The 16,144-nt window shown below is 71.9% G+C and carries 14 protein-coding genes; 3 read left to right on the forward strand and 11 right to left on the reverse strand.

The window, feature by feature from the left end; all coding sequences use genetic code 11:
- Positions 1 to 79 precede the first annotated feature (79 nt).
- From ACFWU9_RS07180 to lipB, 4 genes are all read right to left on the reverse strand, one after another.
- The gene (locus ACFWU9_RS07180; protein WP_384315391.1) at positions 80 to 778 is read right to left on the reverse strand and encodes a DUF4191 domain-containing protein; all 699 of its coding nucleotides are present in this window, start codon (positions 776 to 778) and stop codon (positions 80 to 82) included.
- Between the two features lie 18 nt (positions 779 to 796).
- Entirely contained in the window at positions 797 to 1,030 is a 234-nt protein-coding gene (locus ACFWU9_RS07185; protein ID WP_384315392.1) for a hypothetical protein, read from the reverse strand.
- Between the two features lie 358 nt (positions 1,031 to 1,388).
- Positions 1,389 to 2,354, reverse strand: a complete 966-nt coding sequence (lipA, locus tag ACFWU9_RS07190; RefSeq protein ID WP_384315393.1) for a lipoyl synthase — start codon at positions 2,352 to 2,354, stop codon at positions 1,389 to 1,391.
- Positions 2,355 to 2,576: 222 nt separating this feature from the next.
- Positions 2,577 to 3,440, reverse strand: coding sequence for a lipoyl(octanoyl) transferase LipB (gene lipB, locus ACFWU9_RS07195; RefSeq protein WP_384315394.1), 864 nt, complete (start codon positions 3,438 to 3,440; stop codon positions 2,577 to 2,579).
- Between the two features lie 311 nt (positions 3,441 to 3,751).
- Here lipB and ACFWU9_RS07200 point away from each other — a divergent pair, with 311 nt between their 5' ends.
- Positions 3,752 to 5,368, forward strand: a complete 1,617-nt coding sequence (locus ACFWU9_RS07200; RefSeq protein ID WP_384315395.1) for a regulator — start codon at positions 3,752 to 3,754, stop codon at positions 5,366 to 5,368.
- Positions 5,369 to 5,417: 49 nt separating this feature from the next.
- On the opposite strand, the gene ACFWU9_RS07205 is transcribed toward ACFWU9_RS07200, so the two are convergent.
- On the reverse strand, positions 5,418 to 6,806 hold the full coding sequence (locus ACFWU9_RS07205; RefSeq protein WP_384315396.1) for an NAD(P)/FAD-dependent oxidoreductase: 1,389 nt from the start codon (positions 6,804 to 6,806) through the stop codon (positions 5,418 to 5,420).
- A 707-nt stretch (positions 6,807 to 7,513) separates the two neighbouring features.
- Positions 7,514 to 8,416, reverse strand: a complete 903-nt coding sequence (locus tag ACFWU9_RS07210; protein WP_384315397.1) for a TIGR01777 family oxidoreductase — start codon at positions 8,414 to 8,416, stop codon at positions 7,514 to 7,516.
- A 36-nt stretch (positions 8,417 to 8,452) separates the two neighbouring features.
- On the opposite strand from ACFWU9_RS07210, the gene ACFWU9_RS07215 reads away from it, so the two are divergent.
- Positions 8,453 to 8,947 (forward strand): GNAT family N-acetyltransferase, encoded by a 495-nt coding sequence (locus ACFWU9_RS07215; protein ID WP_384315398.1) that lies wholly within the window; start codon positions 8,453 to 8,455, stop codon positions 8,945 to 8,947.
- A 22-nt stretch (positions 8,948 to 8,969) separates the two neighbouring features.
- Here ACFWU9_RS07215 and ACFWU9_RS07220 read toward each other — a convergent pair whose 3' ends face one another.
- The gene (locus ACFWU9_RS07220; protein ID WP_384315399.1) at positions 8,970 to 9,494 is read right to left on the reverse strand and encodes a DUF4240 domain-containing protein; all 525 of its coding nucleotides are present in this window, start codon (positions 9,492 to 9,494) and stop codon (positions 8,970 to 8,972) included.
- A 165-nt stretch (positions 9,495 to 9,659) separates the two neighbouring features.
- Between ACFWU9_RS07220 and ACFWU9_RS07225 the strand changes: the two genes are divergently transcribed.
- Positions 9,660 to 10,589: an SDR family oxidoreductase gene (locus tag ACFWU9_RS07225; RefSeq protein ID WP_384315400.1), complete on the forward strand. Its 930-nt coding sequence runs from the start codon at positions 9,660 to 9,662 to the stop codon at positions 10,587 to 10,589.
- Here the strand turns inward: ACFWU9_RS07225 and ACFWU9_RS07230 are convergent.
- The 4 genes from ACFWU9_RS07230 to ACFWU9_RS07245 form a co-directional block, all read right to left on the reverse strand.
- On the reverse strand, positions 10,580 to 11,545 hold the full coding sequence (locus tag ACFWU9_RS07230) for a helix-turn-helix transcriptional regulator (RefSeq protein ID WP_384315401.1): 966 nt from the start codon (positions 11,543 to 11,545) through the stop codon (positions 10,580 to 10,582). The two genes, ACFWU9_RS07225 and ACFWU9_RS07230, sit on opposite strands and share 10 nt — an antisense overlap.
- A gap of 43 nt (positions 11,546 to 11,588) precedes the next feature.
- Complete coding sequence (locus tag ACFWU9_RS07235) at positions 11,589 to 12,407, reverse strand: MerR family transcriptional regulator (RefSeq protein ID WP_384315402.1); 819 nt, start codon at positions 12,405 to 12,407, stop codon at positions 11,589 to 11,591.
- Positions 12,408 to 12,563: 156 nt separating this feature from the next.
- Complete coding sequence (gene aceE, locus ACFWU9_RS07240) at positions 12,564 to 15,245, reverse strand: pyruvate dehydrogenase (acetyl-transferring), homodimeric type (RefSeq protein WP_384315403.1); 2,682 nt, start codon at positions 15,243 to 15,245, stop codon at positions 12,564 to 12,566.
- A gap of 230 nt (positions 15,246 to 15,475) precedes the next feature.
- Complete coding sequence (locus ACFWU9_RS07245; RefSeq protein ID WP_384315404.1) at positions 15,476 to 16,099, reverse strand: GntR family transcriptional regulator; 624 nt, start codon at positions 16,097 to 16,099, stop codon at positions 15,476 to 15,478.
- Positions 16,100 to 16,144: the final 45 nt, after the last annotated feature.

Genomic DNA, 16,144 nt, shown 5'->3' on the forward strand with positions numbered 1-16,144 from the left:
TTTTGGTCTTGGGGGGGGGCGGCTTGTTAATTCGGGTCCCCTCGCCGCCCTCGGCCGTCCATGGACCGGAGAAGTCCGGTCAGCGCATCTTTCCGCCGCGCGGCATCCGCATGCCCTTCGGCATCGGCCCCTTCGGCAGCGGCATGTTGCTCATCAGGTCGCCCATCGCCCGCAGCCGGTCGTTGGCCGCCGTCACCTGCGGGCCGGAGAGCACCCGGGGGAGTTTGAGCATCGTCGTACGGACCTTCTTCAGCGGCACCTGGCCCTCGCCGTCGCCGACGATGATGTCGTGCACCGGTACGTCCACGACGATGCGCGCCATCTTCTTCTTCTCGGCCGCCAGCAGGCTCTTCAGCCGGTTGGGGTTGCCCTCGGCCACCAGCACGATGCCGGCCTTGCCGACCGCGCGGTGGATCACGTCCTGGCTGCGGTTCATCGCGACCGCGGGGGTCGTGGACCAGCCCCGGCCCACGTTCTCCAGCACGGCCGCCGCCGCTCCCGGCTGGCCCTCCATCTGCCCGAAGGCAGCACGCTCGGCGCGGCGTCCGAAGACGATCGCCATCGCGAGGAAGGCCAGAATGAAGCCCAGAATGCCCAGGTAAATGGGGTGACCGACCAGAAAGCCGATCGCGAGGAGGACGCCGAAGGTGACGATGCCCACGCCCGCCAGGACGAGACCGACCCTCTTGTCGACCCGTCGGGTCATCTTGTAGGTGAGGGCGATCTGCTTCAGTCGCCCGGTTTCAGCCGCAGTGTCTGCGTTTTCCTTCCTCGCCATAACCGAAGTTTACGTGGCTCAGGAAGTGCGGCCCGACACGGCCTCCAGGACGTGCTGCGCCTCGACCCGGTCCTGGGCCCTGCGGCGGTCCTCCAGGACGGCCGTCCAGGCGTTCCTGCGGGCTGTGCGCTGGCCACCGCCGAGGAGGAGCGACTCCACGGCGCGCAGGGCGGTGGAGACGGTGGGAAGCGCGTGGGGGCGGCTGGCTGCCGCCATGACCTCGGTGAGGGGTGGTACCGGCGCGGCCTGCATGGTGGCTGTTCCCCCTAGGAACGAGTACGAGTGCGAGTGCGGATGGTGCTGGCGGTGCGGGTGGTACGAGCGCGGGCCCCGGCCGGTCCGGCCCGGCCGGCCGGGCCGGACCGCGAACCGGAATCGCCCGGTACCTGATGTCGAGGGTTACCCCTCGGTGTTACCAGTGCGTGACCAAGCGGTCAAACGGCCGTGAATGTCCGAAGCCGTACCTCCGAACGGTGCCGCGGCCCGTACCCGACCCCTTGCCTGCGGGGAGAGTACGGGCCGCGGCGTTGCGACCGTTACTGTTTAGTAGTCTCTTGTGCTCGGATTCACACAGCGGGCGCGCGCAACGGGTCGGCGGGAGCCGGCGGATTCACACCGCCTGGCGGACAGAGTCCGCGCTCCGGGCCTCCATCGCCTGCTGGAACAGCCGCCCCGCGCGGTACGAGGACCGGACCAGCGGCCCCGACATCACACCGGAGTAGCCGATCGCGTCGGCCTCGTCCTTCAGCTCCACGAACTCGTGCGGTTTCACCCAGCGCTCCACGGGGTGGTGACGCGCGGAGGGCCGCAGATACTGCGTGATCGTGATCAGCTCGCAGCCCGCGTCGTGCAGATCGCGCAGCGCGTCGCTGACCTCCTCACGGGTCTCGCCCATGCCGAGGATCAGATTGGACTTGGTGACCAGACCGGCCTCGCGGGCCCGTGTGATGACGTCGAGGGAACGCTCGTAACGGAATCCCGGGCGGATCCGCTTGAAGATCCTCGGCACCGTCTCGACGTTGTGCGCGAGCACCTCGGGGCGCGAGGAGAAGACCTCGGCCAACTGCTCGGGCTCGGCGTTGAAGTCGGGGATGAGGAGTTCGACCTTCGTACGGCCCTCCGTGCGCTCCGCGGTCTGCGCGTGGATCTGACGCACGGTCTCCGCGTACAGCCAGGCGCCGCCGTCCGGGAGGTCGTCGCGGGCGACGCCGGTGATCGTGGCGTAGTTCAGGTCCATCGTGACGACGGACTCGCCGACCCGGCGCGGCTCGTCGCGGTCCAGCGCCTGGGGCTTGCCGGTGTCGATCTGGCAGAAGTCACAGCGCCGCGTGCACTGGTCGCCGCCGATGAGGAACGTCGCCTCGCGGTCCTCCCAGCACTCGTAGATGTTGGGACAACCGGCCTCCTGGCACACGGTGTGCAGGCCCTCGCTCTTCACGAGCTGCTGCATCTTGGTGTACTCGGGCCCCATCTTCGCCCGGGTCTTGATCCACTCGGGCTTGCGCTCGATGGGGGTCTGGCTGTTCCGGACCTCCAGGCGCAGCATCTTGCGTCCGTCGGGTGCGACAGCGGACACGTCCGGCACCTCTCTCTGCTGGCGCGGCATTCGAATCTTCGGCGAACACCAGAGTACGCCCGTTGATTGCTTGGTACTGCGGGGCCATGGCGTCACATGGCCTTGTGCGGCGGTGTACAGCCCTCTGCCGCGACGTACGGCGTAGGGAGAACCCGAGGCCGCCGAGGGGCATTCCCCGGCGGCCGGCGCCGGTCCGACGGCTCCGGGCCCGGCGGGGACGGATCAGGCGCGCGCGGGCTGACCGGCAACGGCGGCGCCCGCCTCGGACTTCGCCGCGGCCGAGGCCTTGAGGGCCGCCTCCGCCTCGATGTCGCGAGGCTTCGGCTCCGCCTGCTCCAGGACGTTCCGCAGATGGTGCTCCACGACCGGAAGCACCTCGGCGACGGTGAGGTCGTGGCCCAGTTCGTACGAGAGCGAGGTCACGCCCGCGTCCCGGATCCCGCACGGCACGATCCTGTCGAACCAGGTGTTGTCCGGGTTCACGTTCATCGAGAAGCCGTGCATCGTCACGCCCTTCGCGACGCGGATGCCGATCTGGGCGAGCTTGCGGTCCTCGCGGCGCTGGCCCGCGTTGGAGGGGGCGTACTCCGGCCCGTTCAGCCGGGGGTCGAACTCCCCGTCGGCCATCCGCGGGTCGAGGTCCAGCGACAGACCGCCCGGGGCGCGGCGCTCCTCCACCGGATCGCCGAGCACCCATACGCCGCTGCGGCCCTCGACCCTGGTCGTCCGGACGCCGAAATCGGTCGCCGTACGGATCAGCGCCTCCTCAAGACGGCGTACGTGCGCCACCACGTCCACGGGGCGCGGCAGCTTCAGGATCGGGTAGCCGACGAGCTGGCCGGGGCCGTGCCAGGTGATCTTGCCGCCGCGGTCGACGTCGACGACCGGGGTGCCGTCCAGGGGACGCTCGCTGTCCTCCGTACGGCGTCCGGCCGTGTAGACGGGCGGGTGTTCGAGCAGCAGGCAGGTGTCGGGGATCTCGTCCGCGAAGCGGGCCGCGTGGACCTCGCGCTGCTTCTCCCACGCCTCCAGGTACTCGACGGCGTCGTCGCCGAAGCCCAGATGGACGAACCGCAGCTCACTCACGGCATTGCCTCCTTCGTCTGCGCCCGGTATCCGGGGGTGCGATCCGGGGTGTCCCCACGGCAACCGGGCACGTGCACATATCGCGCCTCAGCCACTGTACGGCCGCGTTCCGCGGAGTGGTCCGGCAGGCCCGCGGGGGCCGGGAGGCCTTACAGGACCGGTGTGGGCGGTACGTCAGCTAAGCCCGCAATCCTCACACGATCGGATGAATGTGGGACGAAGGTGACGGTGCGGGCAGCTCCGACCGCTAAATTCGCGCCGTTCCATGAGGGCTGCTCCCGGGGCCCGGAAGGCAGGAGACCGTACAGCTGATGTCGGAACGACCTCCGCAGCGCATCCCCAACCGCCAGCTCGCCGCGCTCATCGCAGAAGCCGGTTTCTCCAACGCAGGTCTCGCCCGCCGGGTGGACCAGCTCGGGCTGGAACACGGCCTCGACCTGCGGTACGACAAAACGTCCGTGACCCGGTGGCTACGCGGACAGCAGCCACGCGGCACCACACCCGCGCTGATCGCCGAGGTGTTCACACGCCGGCTCGGCCGCCGGCTCTCCGCGCAGGACCTGGGGCTGGACGCCTGCGCGCCCGTGTACGCGGGGCTGGAGTTCGCGGCGACCCCGGAGGAAGCCGTCGACATCGTCGGCGGGCTCTGGCGCAAGGACTCGGGGAGCCACGCGGAGCTGCGGAAGATCGCGTTCACCCCCGCCGGGCTCGTCGTGCCGAGCCGCGACTGGCTGATCGGGCGCGCGGACGAACGGGTCGGCCACGACGCGCCCTCGTCGCCGCCCGGCACCGCCCCGGCGGCGGGGCAGCCCTCGGGTCACCAACTGGCGGCGGCCGGGGGCGCGGGCACCCCCTCGTACGGGACACAGTCCTCCTACGGAGGCGGCAGCGGGGGCGGTGGCGGGACACGCGCGGGCGACGCCGCGATGGGCGCCCGGGTGCCCCTCCAGGGACGGTCCACGGTGCCCCGCCAGACCGTCCCCGCCGGGATGCCGCCGCTCCGGCAGACGGACCGCCTCGCCGGGCAGCGGGTGGGCAGCGGCGACGTCGCCGCCCTGCGCTCCGTCAGCGACCTGTTCCGCACCCTGGACCAGGCGTACGGCGGCGGCCACGCCCGCCAGGCGCTCGTCCGGTACCTGGAGCACGAGTGCGAGCCGATGCTGCGCGGTGTCTACGGGGAGTCCACCGGCCGGCGGCTGTTCGCCGCCGCGGCCGACCTGACCAGACTGGCGGGCTGGACCTCGTACGACATCGCCGCGCACGGACTCGCCCAGCGCTACTTCGTCCAGGCGCTGCGGCTGTCCCAGGCGGCGGGCGACCGGGCGTACGGGTCGTTCGTGCTGATCACCATGAGCCGGCAGGCCGTCTATCTCGGCCATGGCAGGGAAGCCGTCCAGCTCGCCCGCGTCGCCCAGCAGGGTGTCGGCTCGTCCGCGCCGCCCGTCGTACAGGCACTGCTGCACTCCGTCGAGGCGCGCGGCCACGCCGTGCTCGGCGAGGCGCGGGCCTGCACCGCCTCGCTGGCACGCGCCGAGCGCGCCCTGGAGTCGGCGCGTCCCGGCGACGACGTGCCGCACTGGGCGCGCACCTTCGACGAGGGCCAGCTCGCCGACGAGTTCGCGCACTGCTACCGGGATCTCCAGCAGTACCGCGCCGCCGTCCAGCACGCCGAGCGCTCCCTGCACCTGCGGTCGCCCGCGTTCGCGCGCAGCCGGCTCTTCTGCCGCGTGGTGCTGGCCTGCGCCCGCCTGGGGCTCGGTGAGCTGGACCAGGCGTGCGCACTCGGAGCGGAGGCGGCGCAGCAGGCGACGGAGATCCGGTCGGCGCGTGCGGTGGACTACGTACGGGACTTCGAGCGGCGGCTGGAGCCGTACCGGGAAGCGCCCGCGGTACGCAACTACCGGGACCGGATCGCGGCGTTCGGCTGAGCGGTGGTGCGGGGTGGTGCGGTCCGGGGCGCTCCGGTCGCGGTGCCCTCTACGCCGCCGTGGGGAGCTGGACGGCCCCGTCGCCGGGTCGTACGCCCAGGTCGTGCAGGATCGCGTACGCGGCCCTGCGGCCCGACGAGAGCGCGCCCTGGACGGTGCTCGTGTCGCGGTGGTCCCCGCACACGTACAGCCCCGACAGCAGCCGCACCTGACGGCGCAGATCGTGCGGCGCCGGCATGGCGGGGACCGCCTCCGCGTCGTGCTGGACCGCCAGCAGCTCCCAGTCGGCGGTGGACGTGCCGTACAGCGTCGCGAGATGCGCGCGGACCGCGCCGTCGAGTTCCGGCCCGGGAGGCGGCGTACGGAGCCCCAGCACCGTCGAGGAGATCAGCGGCCGGCCCGCCGGGGCGCGCGACGGGTCCACCGCGCTCATCACCGTCGTGTGGGCGACGGGGCCGCCGCGCCGGTCCCCGTCCAGGAGCAGCGCCGGTTCGGTCATCGGGGCGGTGGGAGCCGTGTGGTGAAGGACCGTCACGGGGTGGAAGTCCGGCACCCGCAGCCCCGGCAGCAGCTCGGCGGCGGCGCGGGCGCCGGTCGCCACGAGCAGGGAGCGGCAGGAGATCTCGCCGTGCTCCTTCGTGCCGACGGAGCTGATCGACGCGTCCGTCACGCACACGCCCGTCCGCACGGTGCCGGGCGGCAGCGTGGCCGCGAGCAGCTCCGGCAGGGCGGAGGCGCCGCCCTCGGGGACGCAGAGCCGGCCCCGGGAGAAGCTCCGCAGGGCGAGGTCGGCGCAGCGGCTGGAGGTGGTGAGGTCGGGGTCGCAGAGCAGCGCGGACAGCAGCGGGCGTACGAAGCCGTCGACCGTACGCGCGGGCAGTCCGCGCGCGGAGAGCGCGGCGAGGGCGGGGCGTTCGGGACGGGCCAGCAGACGGTTCACCGGGGTGGTCGCGAGACGGCCGAAGGCGGCGTGCAGGCGGGCCTGGTCGAGGGCGTTGCCCAGCGGGGGGCGGGAGACCGGCCGGGCGGCCCTGACACCGCCCGGGACGCGGGTCCGTGCCGTCCTGGCGCGTGGGGCGCTTGCCAGGGCGCGTGCGGCGGTCAGTGCGCCCCGCGCGCTCCCTGCGCTGACGGTGACGCCGGCCCGGTGGTGCCGGCCCTCGCTGTGGACGAGCACGCCCGGCGAGAACGGCCGGAGCGCGGCGTTCGTCAGCGCGGGTGTGCGGAGCAGTTCCGGGTACGAGGTGTTGAGCAACTGACCGACACGGTCGAGCCGGAAGCCGTCGAGGTGGTCGGTGGCCATTCTGCCGCCGACATGGGGGGCGGCCTCCAGGACCATGACCGTCACGCCGGCGCGGGTGAGCTGATGAGCTGCCGACAGGCCTGCGATCCCGGCGCCAATGATGACGACGTCCGCGTGATGTTCAGTGTTGAGCACGTGCCCCTCCCCGAGGTCGGCGCGGCTGTACGGTCCGGGGGCTGGTGCCCCGCCCGGCTCGGGGAATACCCGAGTGCGGGTCGAGACTAGGAAGGGAAGCGGTGCGTCGCAGTCGCGCAGTGGTGGGGGCATCGGTGCGTACGGGGCGCACGCCTCCGGCGGTCGCGGGGTGTCTTGGTTGCGGGGTCGCCGTCCGGCGCGGGTGTCTTGGGGCGCGGGGGCGTTTCGGGTTGCGGTTGTGTGCCGAGGGGCGGGGTTCGGGGTCTCCGGAGGGGTATGTCCGGACGGCGTGATTTACGGCGCGTGCACGGCTCGTTGGTCCCGCTGTGGCGTTCTTGTTCACGCGCCACAAATCAGCCTGAGTGTCCGAACACACCCCTCCTGCGACCCCGCCCCCCTCACACCGTCCCGACACCCGTACAAGCCCCCCGGTCGCTCCGGCCCGCGCGGGGAAGGGGGACGCGCAGGGGTCGTGTCCGGACACTCAGGCTGATTTGTGCCGCGTGGACAACCCGGTTCCCCCGGGTCCGACGAGCGGTGCACGCGGCGTAAATCACGCCGTCCGGGCATGACCCCGGAGCGGCACCCGGCAACCACCGGAACCACCCCCAGCCCGGCCGGCGCTTGAGGCCGACCCCAACCAGGCACGGACCCGCACGCGAACCAGCCAGCCCGCAGCAGGCGACCCCGCACGCGAACCGACCCCGTTACCCCCGCACCGCCGCCTCGATCGAGTCGTCGATCTTTGGGAACGCGAACGTGAACCCCGACTCCAGCAGCCTCCCCGGCAGCACCCGTTGGCTGCCCAGCACGTCCTCCGCGAACCCGCCCAGCGCCACCCGCAGCGCCACCGCCGGGACCGCGAAGACCGTCGGGCGGCGCAGCACGCGGCCCATCGCCGCCGTGACCTCGCGGTTCGTCACCGGTTCGGGGGCGGTGAGGTTCACCGGGCCCGTCAGGGACTCCGTGTCGATCAGATGCCGCAGCGCCGCCACATGGTCGTGCAGGGAGATGAAGCTCCAGTACTGCCGGCCGTCCCCCAGTTGCCCGCCGAGCCCCGCCCGGAAGATCGGGAACAGCCGTCCCCACGCGCCGCCCTCGCGGGCCACGACGAGCCCCGTGCGCCCGAACACCGTCCGTACGCCCGCCTCCGTCGCCGGGGCCGCCGCGCCCTCCCACTCGACGCACACGGAGGGCAGAAAGCCTTCGCCCGGCGGCGCGGACTCGTCCACCGGTCGGTCGCCCGTGTCGCCGTAGTAGCCGACGGCGGAGCCACAGACCAGGACCTTGGGCGGGGTGTCCAGGGACGCCAGCGCCTCGGCGATCGCCGACGTACCGAGCACGCGGCTGTCCCTGATCTTCCGCTTGTACGCCTCGGTCCACCGGTGGTCGCCGACCCCCGCGCCCGCGAGATGGACGACGGCCTCGCAGCCGTACAGCCCGCTCACGTCCACGTACCGGCGCACGGGGTCCCACTCGACCTCGTCGCCCGCGCGGGAGGGGTGCCGGACCAGGCGGACCACCTCGTGCCCGTCGGAACGCAGGGAGCGCGTGAGCGCCGTGCCGATGAGCCCGGTGGAGCCGGTGATCGCGATCCTCATGCGAACCATCCTGCCGGTAGCCGCCCGCGTGGGACAGTTGACGGTATGCCGGAACCCCTCATACGTGGCGCTCTTCCGTCGGACGGAGAGGCGCTGAGCCGTCTCGACCACGACACGTGGTCCTCCCTGCACGCGGTCACGCCCAGGCTGGAGCCGCCGTTCGAGGCGTTCTTCGACGCGCGTCACCGGCCCCAGGACTATCTGATCGCCGAGATCGACGGCCGGATCGCCGGCTACCTCCGGCTGGTGCCGCCCACTCCGCTCGCCTCCAACGCGCACGTCCGGCAGATCCAGGGGCTCGCCGTGCACGAGTGGGCGCGGGGCCGCGGCGCGGCGCGGCGGTTGCTGCGCGCGGCGATGGAGAGGGCGCGCGGCGAGGGCGCGGTACGGATGACGCTGCGGGTGCTCGGGCACAACAAGCCGGCCCGGGCCCTCTACGAGTCGGAGGGCTTCGTGGTGGAGGGCGTGCTGCCGGGGGAGTTCCACCTGGACAGGCGGTACGTCGACGACGTGCTGATGGGCCGCTCCCTGGACGACTGACTCCGGGCCGCCGGACGACGTGTCAGTCGACGCCGAACCGCTCCCAGAGGCGGGGCAGCCGGTCGGCGAGTGCCTGTGCGTCCTCGAAGTCGACCGGCGTGCCCTCGGGCTCCGGGGCCTGCGGGCCGGCCCCCACGTCGGGCGCGACCGCGCCGGTGAGCTGTTCGTACGCCTCGTCGGCCGCGTAGCCGAGCTCCTCGCCGTCGCCGTCGACCTCCTCGTCGAACTCGTCGATCAGCTCCGCGAGGCTGTCGGGATCGTGCACCGCGCCCTCGAAGAGCTCCCGGCCCTGGCCGATGAGCCAGCAGCGGAAGTAGTCGAACGCGTCGTCGCTGGCGCCGCCGAGCAGGATCGCGGCGGCGGCCCACAGATCCCACCGGTACGCGCGGTTGTAGCGCGTCTCGAAGTGCCGGGCGAAGTCCAGGACCGAGTCCGGGTCCAGCTGGAGCAGCCGTTCCACGAGGAGATCGGCGTGCTCGTCCGGGTCACCGCCGGCGGCCTCGCGCGTGGTGTCGATGATCTCCCAGAACTCCGTCTCGTCGGTCACGGGTACAGCATCGTGCTTGGCGGAGGGCGGCGCACGCGGAGCGCGGAAAGCGGGCGAGATCCGGGCCGGGCGGCCGAACGGAGCGGGCGCGTGAATGCCGGACAGAAGATGTCTCCTTTCCGTGGAACGGTCACTGTCGATGACCGACAGAGAGGGAGCCGGCCGATGACCGAGAACCAGGACAGGCCACTGACGGGGAAGATCGCGCTGGTGGCGGGGGCCACCCGGGGCGCCGGGCGGGCGATCGCGGTGGAACTGGGCGCCGCCGGTGCGACGGTGTACGTGACGGGGCGCACCACCCGTGAGCGGGTCAGCGAGGTGGGACGGGCGACGGAGACGATCGAGGAGACCGCCGAACTGGTCACCCGCGCGGGCGGCGAGGGCATCGCCGTGCCGACCGACCATCTGGAGGTCGAGCGGGTACGGGCCCTGGTGGAGCGGATCGACCGGGAGCAGGGCCGGCTGGACGTGCTGGTCAACGACGTGTGGGGCGGCAACAAGCTCCTCGACTTCCACACTCCCGTGTGGGACATCGACCTGGAGCGGGGGCTGCGGATGCTCGACCTCGGGGTGAGGACCCATCTGATCACCAGCGCCGTCGCTCTCCCGCTGCTCGTCCGTCGGCCGGGCGGCCTGGTCGTGGAGGTCACCGACGGCACCGCCGAGTCGAACCGGAGGCCGCGCGAGAACTTCTACTACGACCTCGCGAAGAACGCCCCGATCCGGATGGCCTATCTGCTGGCCGAGGAGCTGAGGAAGGTGGGCGGCACGGCGGTCGCCGTCACTCCCGGCTTCCTGCGCTCCGAGGAGATGCTCGACGGCTTCGGCATCACCGAGAAGAACTGGCGGGACGGGATCAAGATCGAGCGGCACTTCGCGCTCTCGGAGACGCCGGTGTATCTGGGCCGGGGGGTCGCGGCCCTGGTCGCGGACCCGGAGCGGGAGCGCTGGGCCGGGCAGTCGCTCTCCAGCGGGCGGTTGGCGAAGGAGTACGGCGTCACCGACGTGGACGGCAGCCGGCCGGATGTGTGGGGGTACATGGCGGCCGAGGCGGCGGCGCCCGGCACCGTGATCCCGATGGACGGCTACCGGTAGAGACGCGCGGTGCGCTCGGCGGAGCCGGCGAAGCGGGAGCGCAGCTCCGCCGGCTCCAGCACCTCCAACTCCGGTCCGAGGCCGAAGAGCTGGGAGAACGCCACGTCGGCCGACTCGACCGGCAGGGTGAGGGTCGTCCAGCCGTCCTCGTCCGGGGGGCCGGCCGCCTCGGCGGCCTCCCGGGCCGAGGCCCGGTCGGTCACGTACGGCAGCCGGCGCAGGCCGTCGGGGGAGAGGCGCAGTACCACCTCCGTACGGAGGATCGACCGGGCGAACTGCGCGGCGCGCTCCTCCCAGAACGCGGGCAGGTCGAAGGAGGCCTCCCGCTCGAAGCGTTCCTCCGAGAGCGTGACCTCCGTGAAGCGGTCGATCCGGTAGACCCGGAAGGAGGCGTCGACGCGGGCGCAGAGGTACCAGACGCCCGCCTTGAGGACGAGACCGTACGGTGCCAACTCCCGTTCCACCTCGGTGTCCTGGCGCCGGTAGCGGGCCACGACGGTGCGGTCGTCCCACACGGCCTCGGCGACGGCCGGCAGCCAGGGCGGTGTCTGCGGCTCGTGGTACCAGCCGGGCGCGTCCAGGTGGAAGCGCTGCGCCGCCGAGTCCGAGGCTCCTCGCAGGGAGGGCAGCAGCGCCGCCGACACCTTCAGCCGGGCGGCGGACGCCTCGTCCTGAAGGCCCATCTCGCGGAGCGCGTCCGGGAGGCCGGAGAGGAACAGGGCCTCCGCCTCGCCCCGTGCCAGGCCCGTGAGGCGCGTACGGTAGCCGCCGACGAGCCGGTAGCCGCCCGAGCGTCCCCGGTCCGCGTAGACGGGCACCCCGGCCTCGGAGAGGGCCAGCGCGTCGCGTGTGACGGTGCGCTCGGACACCTCCAGCTCCCGTGCCAGCTCGGCCCCGGTCATGGAGGGCCGCGCCTGGAGGAGCAGCACCATCTTGATCAGCCGGGCAGCGCGCATGGACCCATTGTCCACGCGCGCCGCCGGCCGCCGGGCGGGTCCGCTACGCGAGCGGCTCCTGGAGCTCGGTCACCCACTTGTCCTTGTCCGCCGGGCATTCGAGGTTGACCTCACGCGCGTACCCGGCCGAGCGGTGGCCGCCCGTCTCCATCCAGCGGGCCAGGATCTGGGCCGTCGGCATGATCGTCTCCATCGAACCCCGGTGCACGATCGTCGCCGCCCGTTCGACCGGGGGCAGGTCCAGGATCTCGAAACCGTGGCCGGGCGCCGGGTCGGCGGCGACCACCACTCCCGCGTGGACGACGACCGGACCGTTCCCCTCGGGCACGTCCTCGTAGCGGGCGATACCGGGCCCGGTCGCCTCCACCCCGGCCGCCTCCATGCGCCGGAGCAGCTCCTCGTACAGAGGAACGATCACCGGGCCGATGTCCTGGGGTTCGTAACTGGCGGCCACGGCGGAGATCTCGGCCACCCGTACCGACGGAACGTGCTTGACGACGACGTCTTCGGTGGGCATGCGCCCCTCACTCTCGATCGACCGGAGCCTCGCCTCGACCTGGACCAGTGTGGCCGCGGCGGCGGCCATCGCCGCCTCCAGCTCGGCCCGCCGCAGCGTGAGCATCCCGCGCAGCTCGTCCGAGCTCACCCGGTCCTCCAGGATCTCTCCCACCTGCTGGAGCGTGAAGCCGAGATCCTTCAGGGCGATGATGCGGTTGAGCTGGGCGAGCTGGGCCGCCGTGTAGTGGCGGTACCCGCTGTACGGGTCGGTCCTGGCGGGACGCAGCAGCCCGATCGCGTCGTAGTGACGCAGCATGCGGGCCGACACACGGCCGTGCCTGGCGAAGTCTCCGATGGTGAACATGACGTCCCCTACTGCACGGCTTCACACGGTGTCAGGGTCAAGCATCTCGTGGACCCCGCGCCACGAGGAAGCGGCCCCGGCCGACCCGTCGGGGGCCGGCCGGAGCCGCTTCCTCACAGAGGACGTGTCACCGAGGACGTGTCACGGTCGCGCGGCTCAGAGGCCGTAGCGCTCCCGCGCCTCCTTCACCGCCGACGCGGGCACCTCGCCGCGCCGCGCGAGCTGCGCCAGCGCCGCGACCGTGATCGACCCGGCGTCGACGCCGAAGTGCCGGCGGGCCGCCTCACGGGTGTCGGAGAGGCCGAAGCCGTCCGTACCGAGCGAGGAGTAGTCCTGCTCGACCCACTGGCTGATCTGGTCGGGCACCTGGCGCATCCAGTCGCTGACGGCCAGCACCGGTCCCGGCGCCCCGTCCAGGACGCGCGTCACGTACGGCGTGCGCTGCTCACCGCGCAGCAGCGCCTCGTCGCACTCCAGCGCGTCCCTGCGCAGCTCGCCCCAGGACGTCGCCGACCAGACGTCGGCCGTGACACCCCACTCGTCGGCGAGCATCCGCTGGGCGTCCAGGGCCCAGTGGATGGCCGTGCCGGAGGCGAGGAGCTGGAGCCTCGGCGAGTCCGCCTTCGCGGGCACGCCCTCCTTGAAGCGGTACAGGCCCTTGACGATGCCCTCCTCCACGCCCTCGGGCATGGCGGGCTGCGGCATCGGCTCGTTGTAGACGGTCAGGTAGTAGAAGACGTCCGAGTCCTCGCCCGGGCGGGCCGGGCCGTACATCCGGCGCAGGCCCTCCTTGACGATGACCGCGATCTCGTAGGCGAACGCCGGGTCGTAGTTGAGCGAGGCCGGGTTCGTCGCCGCGAGCAGGTGCGAGTGGCCGTCCGCGTGCTGGAGGCCCTCGCCCGTCAGGGTCGTACGGCCGGCGGTCGCGCCCACGACGAAGCCCTTGCCGAGCTGGTCGGCGAGCTGCCACAGCTGGTCGCCCGTGCGCTGCCAGCCGAACATCGAGTAGAAGATGTAGAACGGGATCATCGTCTCGCCGTGCGTCGCGTACGACGTGGCGGCGGCGATGAAGTCGGCCATCGAACCGGCCTCGGTGATCCCCTCGTTGAGGATCTGGCCGTCCTTGGCCTCCTTGTAGTACATGATCTGGTCGCGGTCGACCGGGTCGTACGTCTGGCCCAGCGGCGAGTAGATGCCCGCCGACGGGAAGAGCGCCTCCATACCGAACGTACGGGCCTCGTCCGGGACGATCGGGACCCAGCGCCTGCCGGTCTCCTTGTCCCGCATCAGGTCCTTCACCAGCCGGACGAACGCCATGGTCGTGGCGACCGACTGCTTGCCGGAGCCCTTGTAGACGCTCTGGAACGTCTTCTCGGACGGCTCGGGCAGGGTGACGGCGTGCACCCGGCGGGCCGGGGCGGGCCCGCCGAGCTCGGCACGCCGCTCCTGGAGGTAGCGGACCTCGGGGGAGTCGGCGCCGGGGTGCCAGTACGGCACCAGCTCCTCGTTCAGCCGCGCGTCGGGGATGGGCAGCTCCAGCAGGTCCCGCATGGCGCGGAACTGCTCGCCGGAGAGCTTCTTCATCTGGTGGTTGGCGTTGCGCGACTCGAAGCCGGTGCCGAGCGTGTAGCCCTTCACCGTCTGCGCGAGGACCACGGTCGGCGCGCCCTTGTGGGCGAGCGCCGCGCGGTAGGCCGCGTAGACCTTGCGGGCTTCGTGGCCGCCGCGCGAGGAGTGGAAGCACTCGTCGATCTTCGCGTCGCTCAGCAGCTTCGCCAGCTCGACGAGCGCGGGCTCGGCGCCGAAGAAGTGCTCACGGATGTACGCCACGTCGCGGGTCGCGTACGTCTGGAACTGCGCGTCCGGTACCGCGCGCAGCCTCCGTACGAGGGCGCCCGTGGTGTCGAGCGCGAACAGCTCGTCCCAGGCGGAGCCCCACAGCGACTTGACGACGTTCCAGCCGGCGCCGCGGAACTGGGACTCCAGCTCCTGCACGATCTTGAAGTTGGCGCGGACGGGGCCGTCGAGGCGCTGGAGGTTGCAGTTGATCACGAAGGTCAGGTTGTCGAGCCCCTCGCGGGCCGCCAGGGCGAGTGCCGCCGTCGACTCGGGCTCGTCCATCTCGCCGTCGCCGAGGAACGCCCAGACGTGGGAGGCGGAGGTGTCCTTGATCCCGCGGTTCGTCAGGTAGCGGTTGAAGCGCGCCTGGTAGATCGCGGAGAGGGGGCCGAGGCCCATGGAGACGGTGGGGAACTCCCAGAGCCAGGGCAGCCGCCGGGGGTGCGGGTAGGAGGGGAGGCCGTTGCCGCCCGCCTCCTGGCGGAAGTTGTCGAGGTGCTCCTCGGTGAGCCGGCCGTCGAGAAACGCGCGGGCGTAGATGCCGGGGGAGGCGTGGCCCTGGATGTAGAGCTGGTCGCCGGAGCCCTCCCCCTCCTTGCCGCGGAAGAAGTGGTTGAAGCCCGTCTCGTAGAGCCAGGCCGCCGAGGCGAAGGTGGCTATGTGCCCGCCGACCCCGAGGCGCGCGCCACGGGTGACCATGGCGGCCGCGTTCCAGCGGTTCCAGCCGGCGATCCGGGACTCCATGGCCTCGTCGCCGTCGAAGGCGGGCTCGGCGGGGGTCGGGATGGTGTTCACATAGTCGGTCTCCAGCAGAGCGGGCACCGGAACGCCGGCGCGCTCGGCGTGCTGGAGCGTGCGCCGCATCAGATACGCCGCACGGTGCGGGCCCGCGTGCTCGGTGACGGCGTCGAGTGAGGCCGCCCATTCGGCGGTTTCCTCGGCGTCACGGTCCGGGAGCTGGTCGAGCTCGCTCGGAAGCTTGCCTACGGGGTCAGGCATGGTCGCCGCCTTCCGGACAACTGGAGGGGGTGGTCAGAAGTTGTGGAGAGAGCCTTGTCTGGCAGGACAGGGCGGTGGGCTGGGTACAGCCCGACGTCGACTGTAAATCGCTGATCGATGATCGATCAAAGAGTTGACGGCAAAATTTCATGATCTGAAGAAATTGGCATTCGGTGCCCCGGGACAGGGCACCCGGTGACGCCGGAAAGCGGGATGAATCGGGCTCCGTCTCAGGCTCGCGGCGCACATCCGAGCACATGGTCCTTCACCAGTGCGCCGATGAGCGGATCGCGCCGGTGGAAGGCCTCGACCAGTTCCTGGTGCTCCTCGGCGTACGACTGCTGGACGGTGCCGAGCCACCGGATCGACAGCGCCGTGAAGACCTCGATGCCGAGCCCCTCCCAGGTGTGCAGCAGCACGCCGTTCCCGGCGGCGCGCACCAGCTCGCGGTGGAAGTCGACGGTGTGCCGCACCTGCGCCGTCCCGTCGGACCGCCGGTCCGCCTCGTACAGCGCCGTCACATGCGGCTCCAGGGCGGAGGTGTCCGCCGCCAGCCGGTCGGCGGCCAGCTCGGCCGCGATCTGCTCCAGACCGGCCCGGACGGGGTAGCTCTCCTCCAGATCGGCTGCGGTCAGATTCCGTACCCGTACGCCCTTGTTCGGCGCGGACTCGATCAGCCGCAGCGACTCCAGCTCGCGCAGCGCCTCGCGTACGGGGGTCTGGCTGACGGCCAGTTCGGTCGCGATCCGACGCTCGACGATCCGCTCACCCGGCTTCCAGCGACCGCTGACGATGCCTTCCACGATGTGCTCGCGGATCTGCTCGCGCAGCGACTGGACGACGGGCGGGATCATGTCGGTGCTCCTTCGGGTGACCGAGGCCGAGGTTACCCCTCGGGG

Source organism: Streptomyces sp. NPDC058653, assembly GCF_042716895.1.
In the GTDB taxonomy this organism is placed as follows: Bacteria; Actinomycetota; Actinomycetes; order Streptomycetales; family Streptomycetaceae; genus Streptomyces.

What these genes read in the sequence shown, in the direction of transcription:
- ACFWU9_RS07180 (WP_384315391.1), bottom strand. Translation starts at nt 778, where the DNA reads ATGGCGAGGAAGGAAAACGCAGACACTGCGGCTGAAACCGGGCGACTG.
- ACFWU9_RS07185 (WP_384315392.1), bottom strand. Translation starts at nt 1,030, where the DNA reads ATGCAGGCCGCGCCGGTACCACCCCTCACCGAGGTCATGGCGGCAGCC.
- ACFWU9_RS07200 (WP_384315395.1), top strand. Translation starts at nt 3,752, where the DNA reads ATGTCGGAACGACCTCCGCAGCGCATCCCCAACCGCCAGCTCGCCGCG.
- ACFWU9_RS07210 (WP_384315397.1), bottom strand. Translation starts at nt 8,416, where the DNA reads ATGGTTCGCATGAGGATCGCGATCACCGGCTCCACCGGGCTCATCGGC.
- ACFWU9_RS07215 (WP_384315398.1), top strand. Translation starts at nt 8,453, where the DNA reads ATGCCGGAACCCCTCATACGTGGCGCTCTTCCGTCGGACGGAGAGGCG.
- ACFWU9_RS07225 (WP_384315400.1), top strand. Translation starts at nt 9,660, where the DNA reads ATGACCGAGAACCAGGACAGGCCACTGACGGGGAAGATCGCGCTGGTG.
- ACFWU9_RS07230 (WP_384315401.1), bottom strand. Translation starts at nt 11,545, where the DNA reads ATGCGCGCTGCCCGGCTGATCAAGATGGTGCTGCTCCTCCAGGCGCGG.
- ACFWU9_RS07235 (WP_384315402.1), bottom strand. Translation starts at nt 12,407, where the DNA reads ATGTTCACCATCGGAGACTTCGCCAGGCACGGCCGTGTGTCGGCCCGC.
- aceE (WP_384315403.1), bottom strand. Translation starts at nt 15,245, where the DNA reads ATGCCTGACCCCGTAGGCAAGCTTCCGAGCGAGCTCGACCAGCTCCCG.
- ACFWU9_RS07245 (WP_384315404.1), bottom strand. Translation starts at nt 16,099, where the DNA reads ATGATCCCGCCCGTCGTCCAGTCGCTGCGCGAGCAGATCCGCGAGCAC.